The organism is Leucobacter albus (genome assembly GCF_039528015.1).
GTDB classification, from domain to species: domain Bacteria; phylum Actinomycetota; class Actinomycetes; order Actinomycetales; family Microbacteriaceae; genus Leucobacter; species Leucobacter albus.
On the sequence record NZ_BAAAKZ010000002.1, the window covers coordinates 218,718 to 232,190 of the forward strand.

Below are 13,473 nucleotides of genomic sequence, written 5' to 3' on the forward strand. Positions count from 1 at the left end.
GCTTCTCCCCTCTCCCGCGCCGCCCGCCCATCGCACGGGTGCCCGGTTCCTAACGCTAGCCGCGCTTGGCCGTGTCGGCTACCACCCCAGGGTGGACACCGGGATCCGTTTCTTGGGCCCGCGGGCGGCTTCGGGCCCCACCCAGGCTTCGTAGCGTGGGGTGCGCCTCTGGCTCGGGGTCAGGCTCCGCCCAGGTCGCCTGTCGCAAGTGCTTCGATCAAGTCTTGGGCGAGGAATGCTGTTGCGGCTGCGACGGTCTCGGGTTCGCCAACGCCTGCTTCGGCGCGGCCCGCCATCATCGAGCCGGTCGCGTCTGGGCCAGCCGCAAAGTGGTCTCTCAGGTACCTCATGGCGATCTCGGTGACTTCTTGGCTGAGGTTGTCGGAAAGCAGTCTCGTCACCCCCTGCGCGAGACTCTCGGTTGGAATTGCGCGGAGTATCCGATAGAGGTCGTGGGCGTCTTTGTCTTGCAACCGGTGGGGCGTGTCGATGCGCTCGCCGATCTTGTGGAGCTTTGCGACGAGCAGCGCAGCGCTCCCCGCAACCTTGGCGCTAGCCGTTCGTGAATCTTGCGGGTCAAGCGAGGCGATAACGATCTCGTTGTTGTCGACAAGCGCTGCCTCAAGCCCCAGCGCCCGGCGGGCGACTCGGTTGTCGTGCGGCGGAATCTCCGCGGAGCGCATACCCTTGCCAGCGAGTTGCTCCGGAACCATCAGATCGATGGGAACTCCGTCGGGTCGTAGCCACGCCCCAGGGTTGCCTGTCGGGAGAAACCCAGCTTCTTTCATGGCTTCCTCGAGGCGCGGGTCGGCGCGAAGCTGGCCGGGGTCGATCGTGACATCGCTGTCTTTCGTCGTCTCTGCGAGCGCAACGTCGAGCGATCCCGTGCGCAGATAGACGGCCTGAGCTCCCACCACGACGATCGCGTCGCGTTGTTCCCACAGCGCCTCGAGTACGTCCAAGAGGGCGGATCGTGCACGGACAAGAATGTCTTCAGACCTTGCGCCAGGCATCTTCGTTTCCCTTCATCCACTCCAACAATTCTTCTGCCTCGCTGGGGGCGCGACCGGGCCCGGTCATGAGGTCTGCCGCTGCCTGGGCCGGGGTCACTATGCGAAGCCCGTCGGCGCGCTCGAACGCCCCACGCATGAGCGCGGGGAAGGCGGGCGCAGCCAGCAGCACGTTGGCGCCGGTATCCGCAGCCCGCACCCCCATCAGCTCAGCGACCACTGCCGGGTCCTTCGCGAAGATCATCGCTGAGCGAACCGGTGCATACTCCGCCCAGGTTGACGCAGCGATTGTTCCGGTGGCCGCATATCCGTCACCGGCGTTGACTCGCAGCTGCTCGAGGGCGTGCTCGACACCGCGAGGCGCGATCCACCTGGTGACTGTATTCGTGTGCAGAAACTCGTAGTCGCGGCTCCAACGGCGAAGCAGCTTGGTCCAGTCGGTGACGTGAATGAGTCCGCCATCATCGCGTGAAATGAGCCCCTCGCTGTCGAGGAAGTCGACCACCCGGTACACGGAGCCGGTTGCTGCCTCGGAGGCGGCAATCAACGCCCGCATTTTCCAAGGGCCCGGGGCGTCGACGAGTGCCCGCACGACTTGGGCAGCTGGTGCGCCCTTCAGCGTGCCCCTGGGGCGCCCGGGCCCGCGCCAAGGGTCATGGTCTAGCCCCCGGTCGGCAATGTAGAGTGCCGGCTCGTCGGCGTGGACATAGATGTTGCCCGTCGCGTCAACGTATGACAACCCGGCTTCCTTGAGGCGGGCGCGAACAGACTCCGAGAGGTAGCGAGCAGCGAGTATGGGGATGCCCCACCGATCTGACGGTAGCGCACCGTGGAGGCGCTCGGCGAGCCGGGGCACGTCGCGCGGCTCGATCAGCCGTTTCGTTTCGACGGCCACCAGGCTGTACAGACCCTTCGCTGTCTGGAGCGTGTACCACGCGTCCACGCTCCGGTCCGTGGCCGAGCGCTCCGTCTCGCGCGTGAACGTCCAGCCTCCGGGGAGCCTATCCCGCAACGCTGACTCAACGACAGCGAGAAGTTCTTCCCCTCTCCCCTCAAATTCGGGCCGCACACGATTGCTCATGTTCAGATAATAAATCATTTCCGTCGCCTGCGGAAGAGTGGAATTAGCTGAACTCTTGGAGTCGTCGTCGGGGATTGGGCACGACCCTTGCCGCAGCACGGAACGCAGCGCCCGCGCTTCGCCGTGTCGGCTACCACCCCAGGGTGGACACCGGGATCCGTTTCTTGGGCCCGCGGGCGGCTTCGGGCCCCACTCAGGCTTCGTAGCGTGGGAGGCGATCGCACTGCGAGAGGAACCCACACGATGCAACATACGCCCCGAAGCCCGCACCCCACCCACAGCGCCGACCCGTACCCGTGGCTGTTGCGCGCGGAATCGCTGACGAAGACGTTCGGGCAGACGCTCGCGCTCAGCGACGCAAGCGTGACAGTACGACCGGGGGAAGCGGTCGCCATTATGGGAGCCTCGGGCTCGGGCAAGTCGACGCTGCTGCACGCGCTCGCCGGGGTGCTGCCGCCAGACCGCGGCACGGTCTTGCTCCGCAGGCCCGACGGCGACGGATTCGACGACCTCGCCGCGCTCACCGACGCCGAGCGGTCGGGGCTCCGGCTCCGCAGATTCGGGTTCGTGTTTCAGCAGGGGCTCCTCATCCCAGAGCTCACCGCCGGGGAGAATGTGGCGCTGCCACTCCTGCTCGCAGGCATTTCCCGCCACGAGGCGAACGCCCGCGCCGCCACCGAACTCCACCGACTCGGGCTCGCGGGGCTCGACCCCCGCCGCATCGGGCAGCTCTCGGGCGGGCAGGCGCAGCGCGTCGCGATCGCCCGAGCGCTCGCGGTGCGGCCGAGTGTCATCTTCGCCGACGAGCCGACTGGCGCGCTCGACTCTGGCACCGCGAGCGAGGTGCTCGACGCGCTCGTCGCGGCATCGACCGGCCCCGAGCGGGCGCTCGTCGTCGTCACGCACGACGAACAGGTCGCGGCCCGCTGCGGCCGGGTCGTTCGGTTGCGCGATGGCCGAGTCGAGGAGGCGCAATGAATGGGTTCGCGATTGTCATGCTCGCCCGCCCGCGGGGCAAAGCGGCAACGGTGCACACGCTGCAGGTGGCTGCGGCTGGGGCGACGACGCTCCTGAGCTTCGCCGTCGCGATGCTCGCCTTCGCGTTCTGGCGGGTGTCGTCACCCGAGCCCGGGTACCCGATCCTCGCAATCGGGCTCGCAGGTCTCCTTCTCGTCCCACTCATCACGCTCGGCACCGCGACCGCCAGGCTCGCGGCCCGCAGCCGCGACGATCGCCTCGCAACGCTCCGGCTCCTGGGGGTGACGGCGGCGCGCGTGCGCGCCCTCGCCGTCACCGAGATCACCCTCATGGCGGCGATCGGCGTGCTCGCCGGCACGCTCCTCGCCGCACTGCTGCCGCTCGCGCTCGGCCCGCTCACCGTCTACGGGGAGCCGCTGAGCGCGACGGGGCTGCGACTCGACCGGTGGCTGCCGTGGTGGATCGCCGGTGCGATCCCACCCGCACTCGTCGCGATCGCGGCGCTCAGCGCGCTGTTCGGGCTGCGCCGGGTCGTGCTTTCGCCACTCGGCGTACGCACCAGGCAGGAGGCGCCGAGGCTGAGCTGGCTCCGCGTGCTTGTCGCCGCGCTCGCCGTCGGCGGGGCGCTGCTCGTCGTGCAGTTCGCGTCGCCCGGCTGGGGCGTCGTGGTCACCGTTGCGGCGCTCACGGTCGCCGTGCTGGCAATCCAGGGCGTGCTCGGCCTGGTCGGCCCGTTCGCCATCGCGCTGCGCGCCAAGCGCACCGCGTCGCGCACCGCAGACGCGGCGACGCTCGTCGCCGCCCGCGGCATCGAAGACGACCCGCGAACGGCCTGGCGCAGCGTCTCCGCGCTCGCCCTCGCAACCTTTGTGCTCATCCCCGCGGGCTCCCTCCTCGGCTACCTCGACACGATCAGCCGCAGCCAGAGCCGCGAGATCATGACCCCAGACCAGCTGCTCCTGTTCGCCGACGCGCGAACGATGCTCGTCGCGCTCGTCGCCGTCTCGTTCGCCGTGGTCGCCTGCCAGACGGCGCTCACGCAAACCGCTACCGTGCTCGAGCGGCGCGAACTCTCCATCGCGCTCGACCGGATGGGAATGCCGCGCTCGACCATTGACAGTACACGCGCCCGGCGGGCGCTCTCCCCCACCGCCTTCGCTGTCGTCGGGGCCGCGCTCGCCGCGGTAATCATCGCCGCGCCGCTCGTCTTCATCGCCGCGGCGGTCGCCCCGCTCTTCCTGCTCGCGGCGGCGCTGGTGCTCGGCCTCGGGCTGCTGCTCGTGCGCGCCGGCGTCGCGGTTACGCGGCCGGTACTGTGGGCCGTGCTCGATGCGCCGGCGCGGGGCGAGTGAGGCTGCGTGAGTGCAGCAAAATCTGGAGAATCAGTTGCACTAATGCAAGCTCACCTCGATGCAGACTGGGTCACCATTTGCTGCCTGGAGCCCCACGATACGGAGTTGCCCGGAGCGATTCACGCGCATGAGTCATTCGTGGACAACCGCGCAGGGCCTCGGCCGCATCGCAAGTTGTGGGCAACGGTGCCGGGGCTATTCGCGCGCCCGGCGGCGCCCGCAATGCGACAGCTCGCCCACCTCAGGGGCTACTCGTTCACCGATAGGGTGATAGCTATGCATTTCCTATCCAAATTCTCGGTCACCCTCGCTGCCGTCTCGGCCACACTGCTCCTCTCAGCTTGCGGAGCAGCGGCGCCCTCAGCTTCAGAAGCACCGGCTGGCACGGCGTGGCCGGCAGAGAACCGCGAGGCGTTCACGAATGAGTGCCTGCGCACGTCAGACGGCGCCGAAGCCTACTGCGAGTGCTCGCTTGAGGGCCTCGAAGCGAAGTACTCGTTTGCCGAGTTCACGGACCTCGAACAGCGTCTCGTCGAGGATCTGTCGGTAATGGGCGAACTGCAGGAGACACTCGAAAGCTGCGCCCACCTGTTCTAGGCAGTCGCACAGGGCAGCCCGGCAGCCCGACCACCCCGGCAGCCCGGCCACCCGACCACCCCAGCGACCAAACGGAGCTACGCGAGCACCGCTTCGTAGAGCGGCCGAAGCACGTCGGGCGCCTTCGCGATGAGCTTCGCGCCGACGACACCCGCGGAATCGCGCTGCTCCGCGGCGTCGCCCCAGATCACGTACAGGGCGTGGCGCCAGGCGTAGTCGTCGACCGGTTCGCCCGAAAGATTCGCAGAGAGCGCCGCGACCCCCGACGTGGGCTGCGTGCCGCGATGAGCGAGCAGCGCCGTGAGGCTTGCCTCGTTCGCGATCAGCGCCGGGTAGGTCTTGTGGTGGCGCATCTGCTGGCTGTTCGCTGCGCAGGCGAGCAGGTACGCGATGCCAGTCTCATCGAAGCCGTGCTCGGCGAGGTACCAGTCGACGAAGTGCTGCTGCAGCGACTGGTGTTCGCCGTCGACCTCGCGGAGATAGTCGAGGGCCAGCTGAACGTACGCCGATCCGCCACCCGTCGCGTCAGCGATCGCGAGGGCGAACACCGCGAAGCTCCCCGGCATCGCGCAGTGCTCGTCGTCGAGGTTCGTGTACCACTCGTACTCGCCCATCGCGGCGCGCGCGTAGCGCTCGATCGCAGGCCACAGCGCCGGGTAGACCACCGCGTAGGCGAACAGCTGATTGGCGCCCTTCTTCGGGAGCTTCTTCACCGGCAGGTACTGCTTCGTTGGCCCCCGAAACTCGATCGCGTACGAGCGCGGGAAGTCGGTCGTTTCGAGCAGTCGCACGAGGGTGTCGAGCACCGCCCGGTAGCTCGCTTCGTTCTCGGTTTTCACGGCGATGCGAATCGTTGCGAGCGCATCGTTCGCCTTGATCGTGACGCCAGCAGCGTCGCCGTCGCCGCGGAACGAGGCAAGCTCCTTCGGCAGCTCCCCCGTGCCGTGCTTCGTGAGCTGCGCAGGGAGATCGCTGCCAAGCCGCGTCACCCAATCGAAGATGCGGTTCGCGCTCACCGAGGCGTAGCTCGGCCCGTGCTTCAGCTCGCCGATCGCGACATAGCAGGAGAATTGGAAGAATGCTTCTGGCAGGTGGTTGCCACCGGCACCGTCGCGCAGCTGCCAGTCGGGGCTCCACTCCTCGCCGAGGTTCTCGAAGTACGGTTCGCACAGGCGTGTCTCTGCCCACAGCCGCAGCGTGTACGAGATGTCGTGCCAACCGAGCAGCACGCGCATGCGCTCGGTGAAAGCGCGCGTCTGTTCGAAGTCGAACTCGTCAGCCGGCACGAGCCCGAGCACGTACTCGAGTACCGCAGACCCGAGGATGCCCTGCCCGTCGATCTCGAAGCCGTGCCCGCGGCTGAGCTTCACCTTCTGCGCTGTGTCGTCGCTCACCGCCTTGACCGCGCGGTCGAACACCGCACGCGCGCTCGGGTCCCGCAGGGCATCGTCGAACACCAGGTAGTCCAGTCCGGTCATCGCTTCCGCCCTCTCTGAGTGCCGTCTGTTGGAGTTTACTGGGGTGGGTGGCGGCGAGCTCGAGCGGCAAAGCCGTCGAGCGCCGCGAGCACACCGTGAGCGACCCAAATGCGGTTGCGCCGCCACTCGTTGGTCTGCCGCAGTTGACCATGCGCCACGAACCGATCGATCGCCGATTGGGCCGCGGGGATCGAGACGCGCAGCTCATCTGCAACTAGCTGAGCGGTCACGGCTGGCTGCCGCAACAACAGTTCTCCGAGTCGAGCAGCTGCCGAGCCCCGCCTCGAGGGAATCTCTGTCGCCCAAGATTCGCTGAGTTCTCGCAGTTCAGCGACGAGTGCGGAGCCGTTGTCCACCGCCCAGATCGCAGCTTCAGCCACCGCTGCGACGATCGGCGCGGGGTTGCCCGCGCGGTATTCGGTCAGTGCGGCGAAGTAGTATTCGTTGTTTCGCAGCAGGCCCGCCGACACGGGGACGGTCACGTTTCTCGTCAGGCCCGAGGCGCGCAGCATCGAGTGAATGAGTGCCCGCCCGGTGCGCCCATTGCCGTCTGGAAACGGGTGGATCGTCTCGAATTGCGCGTGCGCAAGCGCCGCGTGCACGAGAACGGGAATGTCGGTACGCTCCGCAAACTCGACGCAGTCTGCCATCAGCGCAGGCACTCGGTCTTGGTGCGGCGGCACAAAGAGGGCGCCGTGCGGAGAGAGGCTTCCTCCCCCAATCCACACTTGCTGGTCGCGAAACGCCCCCGTGAGCTCCGGTCTACTCTCTCCGAGCAGCGACGCTTGCATCGCGATGATCGCTGCTTCACTGATGCCGCTCGCGAGTTCAAGCGCGGCGCGCATCGCACGCACATTTGCGACAACGAGCCTGGCGTTGCCTGAAGTTGAAGCCCCAAGTTCAGCCAGTGCGACCTGTTTGGCGCTCGCCGTGAGCTGCTCAATTTCCGAGCTAGAAGCAGATTCGGTTCGCAGCAAGATCGCCGCGAACGGTGCAGCGATGGGACCGGCTTCAGCGTCGAAGCGTGCGAGAGCCGCACTCGCGTCGTCTGCCAACGCGACTGTCTCACTCGACAGCGAGAGTGACGCTTCTCGTATTTCGGGTGGAACCGCCGCTCGGTACTCGCCGTGAGCGCGCAACAGCGCCCGCCGCGATGCGACTTCGCTCCCGCTGCGCTGCCAGGGGCGCGCCTCGAGTTGCACGGCCGGCCACCCGGAGCTTTCTACAGTTTCCTTTGGCATGAATTGATCATATTAAAGCTTGCCAAGATAACCTTTAATAAGACCCCATCGCCCGATGGGTTACCCGCCCACCAAACTGAACACTTAGCGAAACGTCGCCCGCCCCGGGTAGCGCCAGCGCTACCCCGAATGTCGCGGCCAGGTCATCGCGGGGGCGAAGAAATCGCGGGTGAATTGAGGGGTGACTTCCCCCACCATCTCCGTCGTCATTCCCGTACACAACGAGGCACCGATTCTCGCTCGGTGCCTGCGGGCGCTGCACGAGCAGACCGACCGCCCAGACGAGATCGTTGTCGTCGACAACGCCTGCAGCGACGACAGCGCCCGCATCGCCCGCGAGTTTCCGCTCGTTCGCGTTGTCAGCGAGGAGCGCGCGGGCGTCACCTACGCCCGCACCGCCGGCTTCGACGCGGCCAAGAGCGACGTGATCGCTCGCATCGACGCCGACACCCTAGTGCCAAGCGATTGGGTCGCGCGCATCCGCACGGCCTTTCGCGAGCCGACGCTCGATGCGCTCGGCGGGGGCGCGGCGATCGCGGAGCTTTCCCCGGGGGCCGCGCTCTGGTTCTCGTGGTGGTATCGCGGTTTCAGGTGGTGGCACGAGCGCAGCATCGGCATCACACCGATGCTCTACGGCTTCAACAGCGCGCTGCGCCGCGACGCGTGGCTGACCGCGCGCGAACTCATCGAGCTCGGCGACGAGCACGTGAGCGAAGACGTCGACGTGACCATCGCGCTGCTGCGCACGGGGCACACCCTGCGCTACGACCGGCGGCTCATCGTGCAGGCGAGGTTGTTTCGCTCGGTGGATCGCGAGAAGTTGGGGCGCTACTACGAGACCGACAGTCTGACGCTAACCCGGCACGGCGTCGGCAACCGCAAGCGGTGGGTGCAGCGGGAGCTCACCGAGTGACGGGGGCCTGGCACCGGTCGCCGCGGTTCTGGGTCAGCGCCATCACCCTGCTCATCGTCGCGGCCATCGTGTGGGCGGCCTGGCCGACGGTGTTGGAGGCGTTTGGGAGCCTTCACCTTGTGAACCCGTGGACGCTCTCCCTCCTCGTTCCCGTGCAGCTCGCGAGCTTCGCGGCCACCGGCGAGGCGTTGTTCTCGTACCTGCGCGCCCGCGGGGAGCTACGCGGCGTGCGGCCGCTCACCGCGATCCGCATGTCGCTCGAATTCAATTTCGCGAACCACATGCTGCCGTCTGGCGGCGCCGCGGGCATCACCTACACGAGCTGGAAACTCGCGGGGCTCGGGGTCGCGCCCGCGAAGGGCACGCTCGCGCAGCTTGCGCGCTTCGGCGTCACGTTCGTGTCGTTCAGCCTCTTGCTCCTCGCCGCGGCGATTTGGCTGATCGCGAGCGGGCGGGGTACGGCCCCGGTAATGTGGGCGGCCGCGGGCGTCGGCGCGTTGGCGGTGCTCGCGGTCGCTGGCGGCGTGCTGCTGCTCGGGCGACGCCGCGCGCTTCACCGGTTCGCGGGCGTGCTCACCCGGCTCGCGAACGGCGCCGGGCGCGTCCTCGGGCGACCCGCCATCGCCGCTTCACAGCCCCTCGTGCGCTTCTTCGACGGCCTACACCTCGAGCTCAGGGCGCTGCTCGCTGAGCCCCGCACCCTGCTCCCGCCGTTTGCGTGGTCGTTTCTGCTGCACTTCTGCGACGCGGGCCTGTTCTGGGTCGCGCTCGCATCGATCGGCGTGCTCGCCGACCCCGCGCTCGTGTTCGTCGCATACGGGCTCGCGACGGTGACGAGCATGGTGATCACGACCCCGAACGGGGTCGGCGCCTACGAGGTCGTGATGATCGGGCTCCTTGTCGCCGGCGGTCTGCCGACCACCCTCACGGTCGCGGCGATCACGCTCGCCCGCGTCATCCTCTTGCTCGGCACGATCGTGTTCGGGTGGGCGTTCTACCAGCACAGCGTTGCGAGGTTCGGGCGGGAAAGGACCAGCTAAATCCCAGTCTCCTGCTTTGCCTCGTCTACAAGTGCGCCGAGAACTGGAATTAATGACACCAATCTGGTCGTGGCAGCCTGCCATACGATCTCGTAGTCGATCTCGCCGTACTCATGCGCAATGACGTTCCGCATTCCGATGATCTTGTCCAGGTCAGGTACCCGTCTGCTTGTGTCTAGGTCTTCCCGACGGAGCCGGTTCAGCGCCTCACCCAAGACCTCCAATTGACGTTCGACCGCCGACCGCAAGAGGAGATCAGAATTGAATTCGGCAAGTGTCCTATCCCGAACGAATTCTGCAACCAGCTTCGCCGCTTCAGCAGCGTCCCAGAGATGGCTTCCTGCTTCAGGCTGCATAGAGTTCCTGAGCGTTCTCGAGGGCGCTCGCGATGAAGAAGGGATTTCTCAAAGATCGCTCAGTCACCAAGTCAACCTTTCGGCCAACAATACGTTCAAGTTCGAACTTCAGGTCGAAGTAGTCGTCGAAGAGGTTGTCCCTCCCGTCTTTGAACGTCACCAGAAAGTCGATGTCGCTCGTCTCAGGGGCAAACCGGTCAGTAACCGACGACCCGAAAACTCGCAGCCGTGCCACGCCGTACTTTTCACAGGCATGGCGAATCGCTGCGACGTCGAGGGGAGCGGAGAGCCTCATATTGTCAGTGTCGCAGATTGCCCCCGACTTAGCGAGGTGCAGGCAAGAATCATGCACCCAAGCATCCTGGTTATATCTTTCGAGCATAGAAGCCGCTCGGGGTCGGCGCCTACGAGGTCGGAATGATCGGGCTCCTCGTCGCCGGCGGTCTGCCGAGCACGCTCACGGTCGCGGCGATCACGCTCGCCCGCGTCATCCTTTTGCTCGGCACGATCGTGTTCGGGTGGGCGTTATACCAGCACAGCGTTGCGCGAGGCGGGCGGCGAGACCCCTCAGCGGCTGGGAGTGAGCGACCGCGCGCTACAGGTGTTTAAGCAGTTCATCGGCCTGATCCACGCCTGACACATAAGACGCCGTCACCGTACTCGTGCGCATCCCCGCCCAGAACAGCACGTCATCGGTCGGCGCAGACATATCTTTCTCGTTGCCGCCGTGCCCGTAGGCTCCCCAGCTGAAGGGCTCGTTCGCCCAGTCAGTCATGAGGGCCTTCTTGTATCGCAGCCCTGGGTCTCCCGCGCTCTTGCGAACGACATCCAAGACCGCCTCGTACTTCTGCTCGAGCGGCAGCGCATGGAGCTCCCGAGCGGCCTCGCCCGTTTCCCAGCCGACAATGACCTGCCCGCCGTAGTCAGGTTGGGCGATCGACGCGTTCCACAGCGTCGTCGGGGTAAGGTCCATTGACTCGGCGTAGCCCCAGGTCGCGCTGCCGTCGGGCGTGAACACCTGCCCCTCGAACTCGAGCAGGCACTTGAAGATATGGCTGTACTGGAACTCGTCGAATGCCACCCACTTGCGGTCGGGAAGCCCGGCGGTGAAGTCGATGCCCCTGCGCTGCATGACCCCGGCGGGAACGGCCATCACGACGCGGCGTGCCGACATGGTGCCCTGCGACGTAACCAGCTCCACCCCGCTCTTCGAGTGTTGCACTTCTTCAACCACCGTGTCGAGGAATACGGGAATGTCGTCGGCGATGAAGGTCAGCAGCTGGTCGTACCCGCCGATGATCTTGTAGTCGCCGTCGTTGTACTTCGGGTCATCCGGGTCAAGCTTCTCGGGCTCGGGCGCCTCTTCAGGGTGCAAGGAGTAGCGAATGCACGCTGTCAGAACCTCACCGACCGCGGTTGCGTCGGTCGCGTACAGCGGTTCCGCGTCGTCGGTCAGCAGGTACCGGAGGCCACTCGGGATGTTGTCGGGCGCGATACCCAGGCGGGCGAGGTAGGCGTCAGCTTTCTCCCGTGGCAGCACCTCAGGCAGCGGCTGCCCCTCCCCCGCGGGGTCAAACCTCACGAGACCGTCAGGGATACCCGCAGGGAACGCCCACGACGCTGGAGCATCAGGGGCGTGCCACGCGTGGGAGGGCGAGCTGTCGCCAGCGTTGTTCAAACGAATGTAGTTCTTGGAGAACATCCGCATGTCGAACCCGGCCTCCTTGATCCACGGGTAGGTGTCGGCGTAGGGGCCACCGTGCACAAGCTCGCAGCCCCGCTCCACCGGAATCCCCATAGACGTGCGATCGGTGAACATGCGCCCGCCGATCCTGTCCCTGGCCTCAACGATCGCTACCCGAAGGCTCGGGTTCTGGTCGATGAGGCGCCGGGCCGCGCCGATCCCTGCCGACCCGGCGCCTACGACGATGACGTCCCAGTTATTGCCGCGCTCGTCACGACCGGCTTGCCGGGTGATGACGCTGCCCGCGATGATTCCAGCGGCGGCGAGGCCCGTGACCGCGGCGGCCCCGACCAAGAGGCCTCGACGTGAAACGTCAGCCATGAACACTCCTTTGTCGTTCGTTCTCGTGACAGTGTGCGTGCGCGACGGTCGGCCGCGCTGGCCGCCTAGCGCACGAGCGCTTCGGCCGGCTGCGCGCGCCGCACATCTTTGGCGAAGAAGGGGAGGCAGAGGTTCAGCAGCGCGGTGGCCACAACCATGCCAACAAACCCGAGCACGTAGTCTCCGGTGGAGTCCTTCACCAGCCCCATCACGTACGGGTACACGAACCCGCCAACGATGAAGCCGATACCGAGCACGAAGCCGTTCACCGCGCCGGCCATGCGCGCGGGCACGGACTCGGTCGCGAGCGCCAGGGCAAGGGGCATGCCGGTGTAGACGCCCAGGCCAACAAGCGGCAGGCAGATCGCGGCGAACACGTAGTTGCCGGAGGCGATGCTGACGGTGAGTGCGCCCATGAAGAGCGTCATCGCGAGACCGGCGAGCAAGATCAGGTTCTTCCGCTTGCCCAGGCTGTCGGAGATGAGGCCGAAGATGATCGAGGTCGCGATGCCGGCGAGCACATAGCAGGACGCGAAGAAGCCCGCGGCCGTGGTCGACCAGCCGGCGTCCTCGATGAGGATCGTCGGCATCCAGACCGCGACGACCGCGAAGATGCCCCACTCGCCGATGAAGAAGGCCGCGGCAACCAGCACGTTGCGACTGAACAGCCAGCTGACGGCGGATCGGCCGCTGGTGTCAGACTCATGGGCGGCTTCGTCGGCTTGGGCGGGCGGCACGTCTTTGAGGAAGAGTGCGGCGATGACGAGCACGACGATGAGGAAGACGCCACCGATGGTCGAGCCAGTGCGCCAACCGAACGCGACGAGCACGATTGCGAACAGGTAGAGCGCAAACACCGAGCCGATGCCGTCGGTCGTGAACATCACGCCGAGCGCGATGCCGCTCTTGCGCTCGCGCTCGAACCAGTTGATCGCCATCGTGTACGGGCCGACGAACAGCAGGCCGACGCCGAGGCCGCTGATGGCGCGGCCGAGCATGAGCACGCCGTAGTCAGGCGCGACCGCGAAGACGAACTGGCCGACGATCGCAGCGACAAGACCAACGAGGATGATCTTTTTGATTCCGATCTTGTCACCGATCACTCCGGCGAACGGCAGAATGATGCCGCCGACGAGCGCGGTGATTGAGGCGAGCAGACCGGCCTGGCTCGCGCTGAGCGACAGCTCTTCGGAGATCTCGAGCAGGCTCGGGGTCCATCCGATGTAGGGGATGAAACAGGCAATGAGAACCAGGTAGGACAGGCTCAGCATCACCCACTTGGTTGTGGGGTTCGTCTTAGTCATGAAGGCGCACTTTCCATCTCGGCATTGAGAACAAATTCAACAATGAACTTGCATAGAG

At 66.4% G+C, this 13,473-nt stretch carries 14 protein-coding genes; 6 read left to right on the plus strand and 8 right to left on the minus strand.

Features of this window, described 5'->3' with window-relative positions:
• Positions 1-179 precede the first annotated feature (179 nt).
• Together ABD115_RS02545 and ABD115_RS02550 are read right to left on the minus strand one after the other, a co-directional pair.
• Complete coding sequence (locus ABD115_RS02545; protein WP_343957896.1) at positions 180-1,013, minus strand: hypothetical protein; 834 nt, start codon at positions 1,011-1,013, stop codon at positions 180-182.
• On the minus strand, positions 994-2,091 hold the full coding sequence (locus ABD115_RS02550; protein WP_343957898.1) for a hypothetical protein: 1,098 nt from the start codon (positions 2,089-2,091) through the stop codon (positions 994-996). Before ABD115_RS02550 ends, ABD115_RS02545 begins: the two co-directional genes overlap by 20 nt.
• A gap of 243 nt (positions 2,092-2,334) precedes the next feature.
• On the opposite strand from ABD115_RS02550, the gene ABD115_RS02555 reads away from it, so the two are divergent.
• The 3 genes from ABD115_RS02555 (at position 2,335) to ABD115_RS02565 (ending at position 5,018) form a co-directional block, all read left to right on the plus strand.
• Positions 2,335-3,069 carry an ABC transporter ATP-binding protein gene (locus ABD115_RS02555; protein WP_343957900.1) on the plus strand — a complete coding sequence of 245 codons (735 nt, stop codon included), beginning with the start codon at positions 2,335-2,337 and terminating at the stop codon, positions 3,067-3,069.
• Positions 3,066-4,421: an FtsX-like permease family protein gene (locus ABD115_RS02560; protein WP_343957902.1), complete on the plus strand. Its 1,356-nt coding sequence runs from the start codon at positions 3,066-3,068 to the stop codon at positions 4,419-4,421. Before ABD115_RS02555 ends, ABD115_RS02560 begins: the two co-directional genes overlap by 4 nt.
• Before the next feature lie 276 nt (positions 4,422-4,697).
• A complete protein-coding gene (locus tag ABD115_RS02565) occupies positions 4,698-5,018 on the plus strand; it encodes a hypothetical protein (RefSeq protein ID WP_343957904.1) in 321 nt (106 codons plus the stop codon).
• 77 nt (positions 5,019-5,095) lie between these two features.
• On the opposite strand, the gene ABD115_RS02570 is transcribed toward ABD115_RS02565, so the two are convergent.
• Positions 5,096-6,496 carry a DUF6138 family protein gene (locus ABD115_RS02570; RefSeq protein WP_343957906.1) on the minus strand — a complete coding sequence of 467 codons (1,401 nt, stop codon included), beginning with the start codon at positions 6,494-6,496 and terminating at the stop codon, positions 5,096-5,098.
• Between the two features lie 35 nt (positions 6,497-6,531).
• The gene (locus tag ABD115_RS02575) at positions 6,532-7,737 is read right to left on the minus strand and encodes a Fic family protein (protein WP_343957908.1); all 1,206 of its coding nucleotides are present in this window, start codon (positions 7,735-7,737) and stop codon (positions 6,532-6,534) included.
• Positions 7,738-7,918: 181 nt separating this feature from the next.
• On the opposite strand from ABD115_RS02575, the gene ABD115_RS02580 reads away from it, so the two are divergent.
• Positions 7,919-8,650 carry a glycosyltransferase family 2 protein gene (locus tag ABD115_RS02580; RefSeq protein ID WP_343957909.1) on the plus strand — a complete coding sequence of 244 codons (732 nt, stop codon included), beginning with the start codon at positions 7,919-7,921 and terminating at the stop codon, positions 8,648-8,650.
• Positions 8,647-9,690, plus strand: a complete 1,044-nt coding sequence (locus tag ABD115_RS02585) for a lysylphosphatidylglycerol synthase transmembrane domain-containing protein (RefSeq protein WP_343957911.1) — start codon at positions 8,647-8,649, stop codon at positions 9,688-9,690. The genes ABD115_RS02580 and ABD115_RS02585 overlap by 4 nt, the downstream gene beginning before the upstream one ends.
• Here the strand turns inward: ABD115_RS02585 and ABD115_RS02590 are convergent.
• Entirely contained in the window at positions 9,687-10,046 is a 360-nt protein-coding gene (locus tag ABD115_RS02590) for a HepT-like ribonuclease domain-containing protein (RefSeq protein ID WP_343957913.1), read from the minus strand. The genes ABD115_RS02585 and ABD115_RS02590 overlap by 4 nt on opposite strands.
• Positions 10,036-10,341: a nucleotidyltransferase family protein gene (locus tag ABD115_RS02595; RefSeq protein WP_343957915.1), complete on the minus strand. Its 306-nt coding sequence runs from the start codon at positions 10,339-10,341 to the stop codon at positions 10,036-10,038. The genes ABD115_RS02590 and ABD115_RS02595 overlap by 11 nt, the downstream gene beginning before the upstream one ends.
• A gap of 122 nt (positions 10,342-10,463) precedes the next feature.
• Here ABD115_RS02595 and ABD115_RS02600 point away from each other — a divergent pair, with 122 nt between their 5' ends.
• Positions 10,464-10,655, plus strand: a complete 192-nt coding sequence (locus tag ABD115_RS02600; protein ID WP_343957917.1) for a hypothetical protein — start codon at positions 10,464-10,466, stop codon at positions 10,653-10,655.
• Here the strand turns inward: ABD115_RS02600 and ABD115_RS02605 are convergent.
• Positions 10,642-12,111 carry a flavin monoamine oxidase family protein gene (locus ABD115_RS02605; protein WP_343957919.1) on the minus strand — a complete coding sequence of 490 codons (1,470 nt, stop codon included), beginning with the start codon at positions 12,109-12,111 and terminating at the stop codon, positions 10,642-10,644. The two genes, ABD115_RS02600 and ABD115_RS02605, sit on opposite strands and share 14 nt — an antisense overlap.
• A gap of 65 nt (positions 12,112-12,176) precedes the next feature.
• Positions 12,177-13,415: an MFS transporter gene (locus ABD115_RS02610; protein WP_343957921.1), complete on the minus strand. Its 1,239-nt coding sequence runs from the start codon at positions 13,413-13,415 to the stop codon at positions 12,177-12,179.
• Positions 13,416-13,473 lie beyond the last annotated feature (58 nt).

Coding starts and splice junctions, on each gene's coding strand:
- ABD115_RS02550 (WP_343957898.1), bottom strand. CDS start 2,091: ATGAGCAATCGTGTGCGGCCCGAATTTGAGGGGAGAGGGGAAGAACTT.
- ABD115_RS02610 (WP_343957921.1), bottom strand. CDS start 13,415: ATGACTAAGACGAACCCCACAACCAAGTGGGTGATGCTGAGCCTGTCC.
- ABD115_RS02570 (WP_343957906.1), bottom strand. CDS start 6,496: ATGACCGGACTGGACTACCTGGTGTTCGACGATGCCCTGCGGGACCCG.
- ABD115_RS02600 (WP_343957917.1), top strand. CDS start 10,464: ATGATCGGGCTCCTCGTCGCCGGCGGTCTGCCGAGCACGCTCACGGTC.
- ABD115_RS02605 (WP_343957919.1), bottom strand. CDS start 12,111: ATGGCTGACGTTTCACGTCGAGGCCTCTTGGTCGGGGCCGCCGCGGTC.
- ABD115_RS02595 (WP_343957915.1), bottom strand. CDS start 10,341: ATGAGGCTCTCCGCTCCCCTCGACGTCGCAGCGATTCGCCATGCCTGT.
- ABD115_RS02565 (WP_343957904.1), top strand. CDS start 4,698: ATGCATTTCCTATCCAAATTCTCGGTCACCCTCGCTGCCGTCTCGGCC.
- ABD115_RS02590 (WP_343957913.1), bottom strand. CDS start 10,046: ATGCAGCCTGAAGCAGGAAGCCATCTCTGGGACGCTGCTGAAGCGGCG.
- ABD115_RS02545 (WP_343957896.1), bottom strand. CDS start 1,013: ATGCCTGGCGCAAGGTCTGAAGACATTCTTGTCCGTGCACGATCCGCC.
- ABD115_RS02575 (WP_343957908.1), bottom strand. CDS start 7,737: ATGCCAAAGGAAACTGTAGAAAGCTCCGGGTGGCCGGCCGTGCAACTC.
- ABD115_RS02560 (WP_343957902.1), top strand. CDS start 3,066: ATGAATGGGTTCGCGATTGTCATGCTCGCCCGCCCGCGGGGCAAAGCG.
- ABD115_RS02555 (WP_343957900.1), top strand. CDS start 2,335: ATGCAACATACGCCCCGAAGCCCGCACCCCACCCACAGCGCCGACCCG.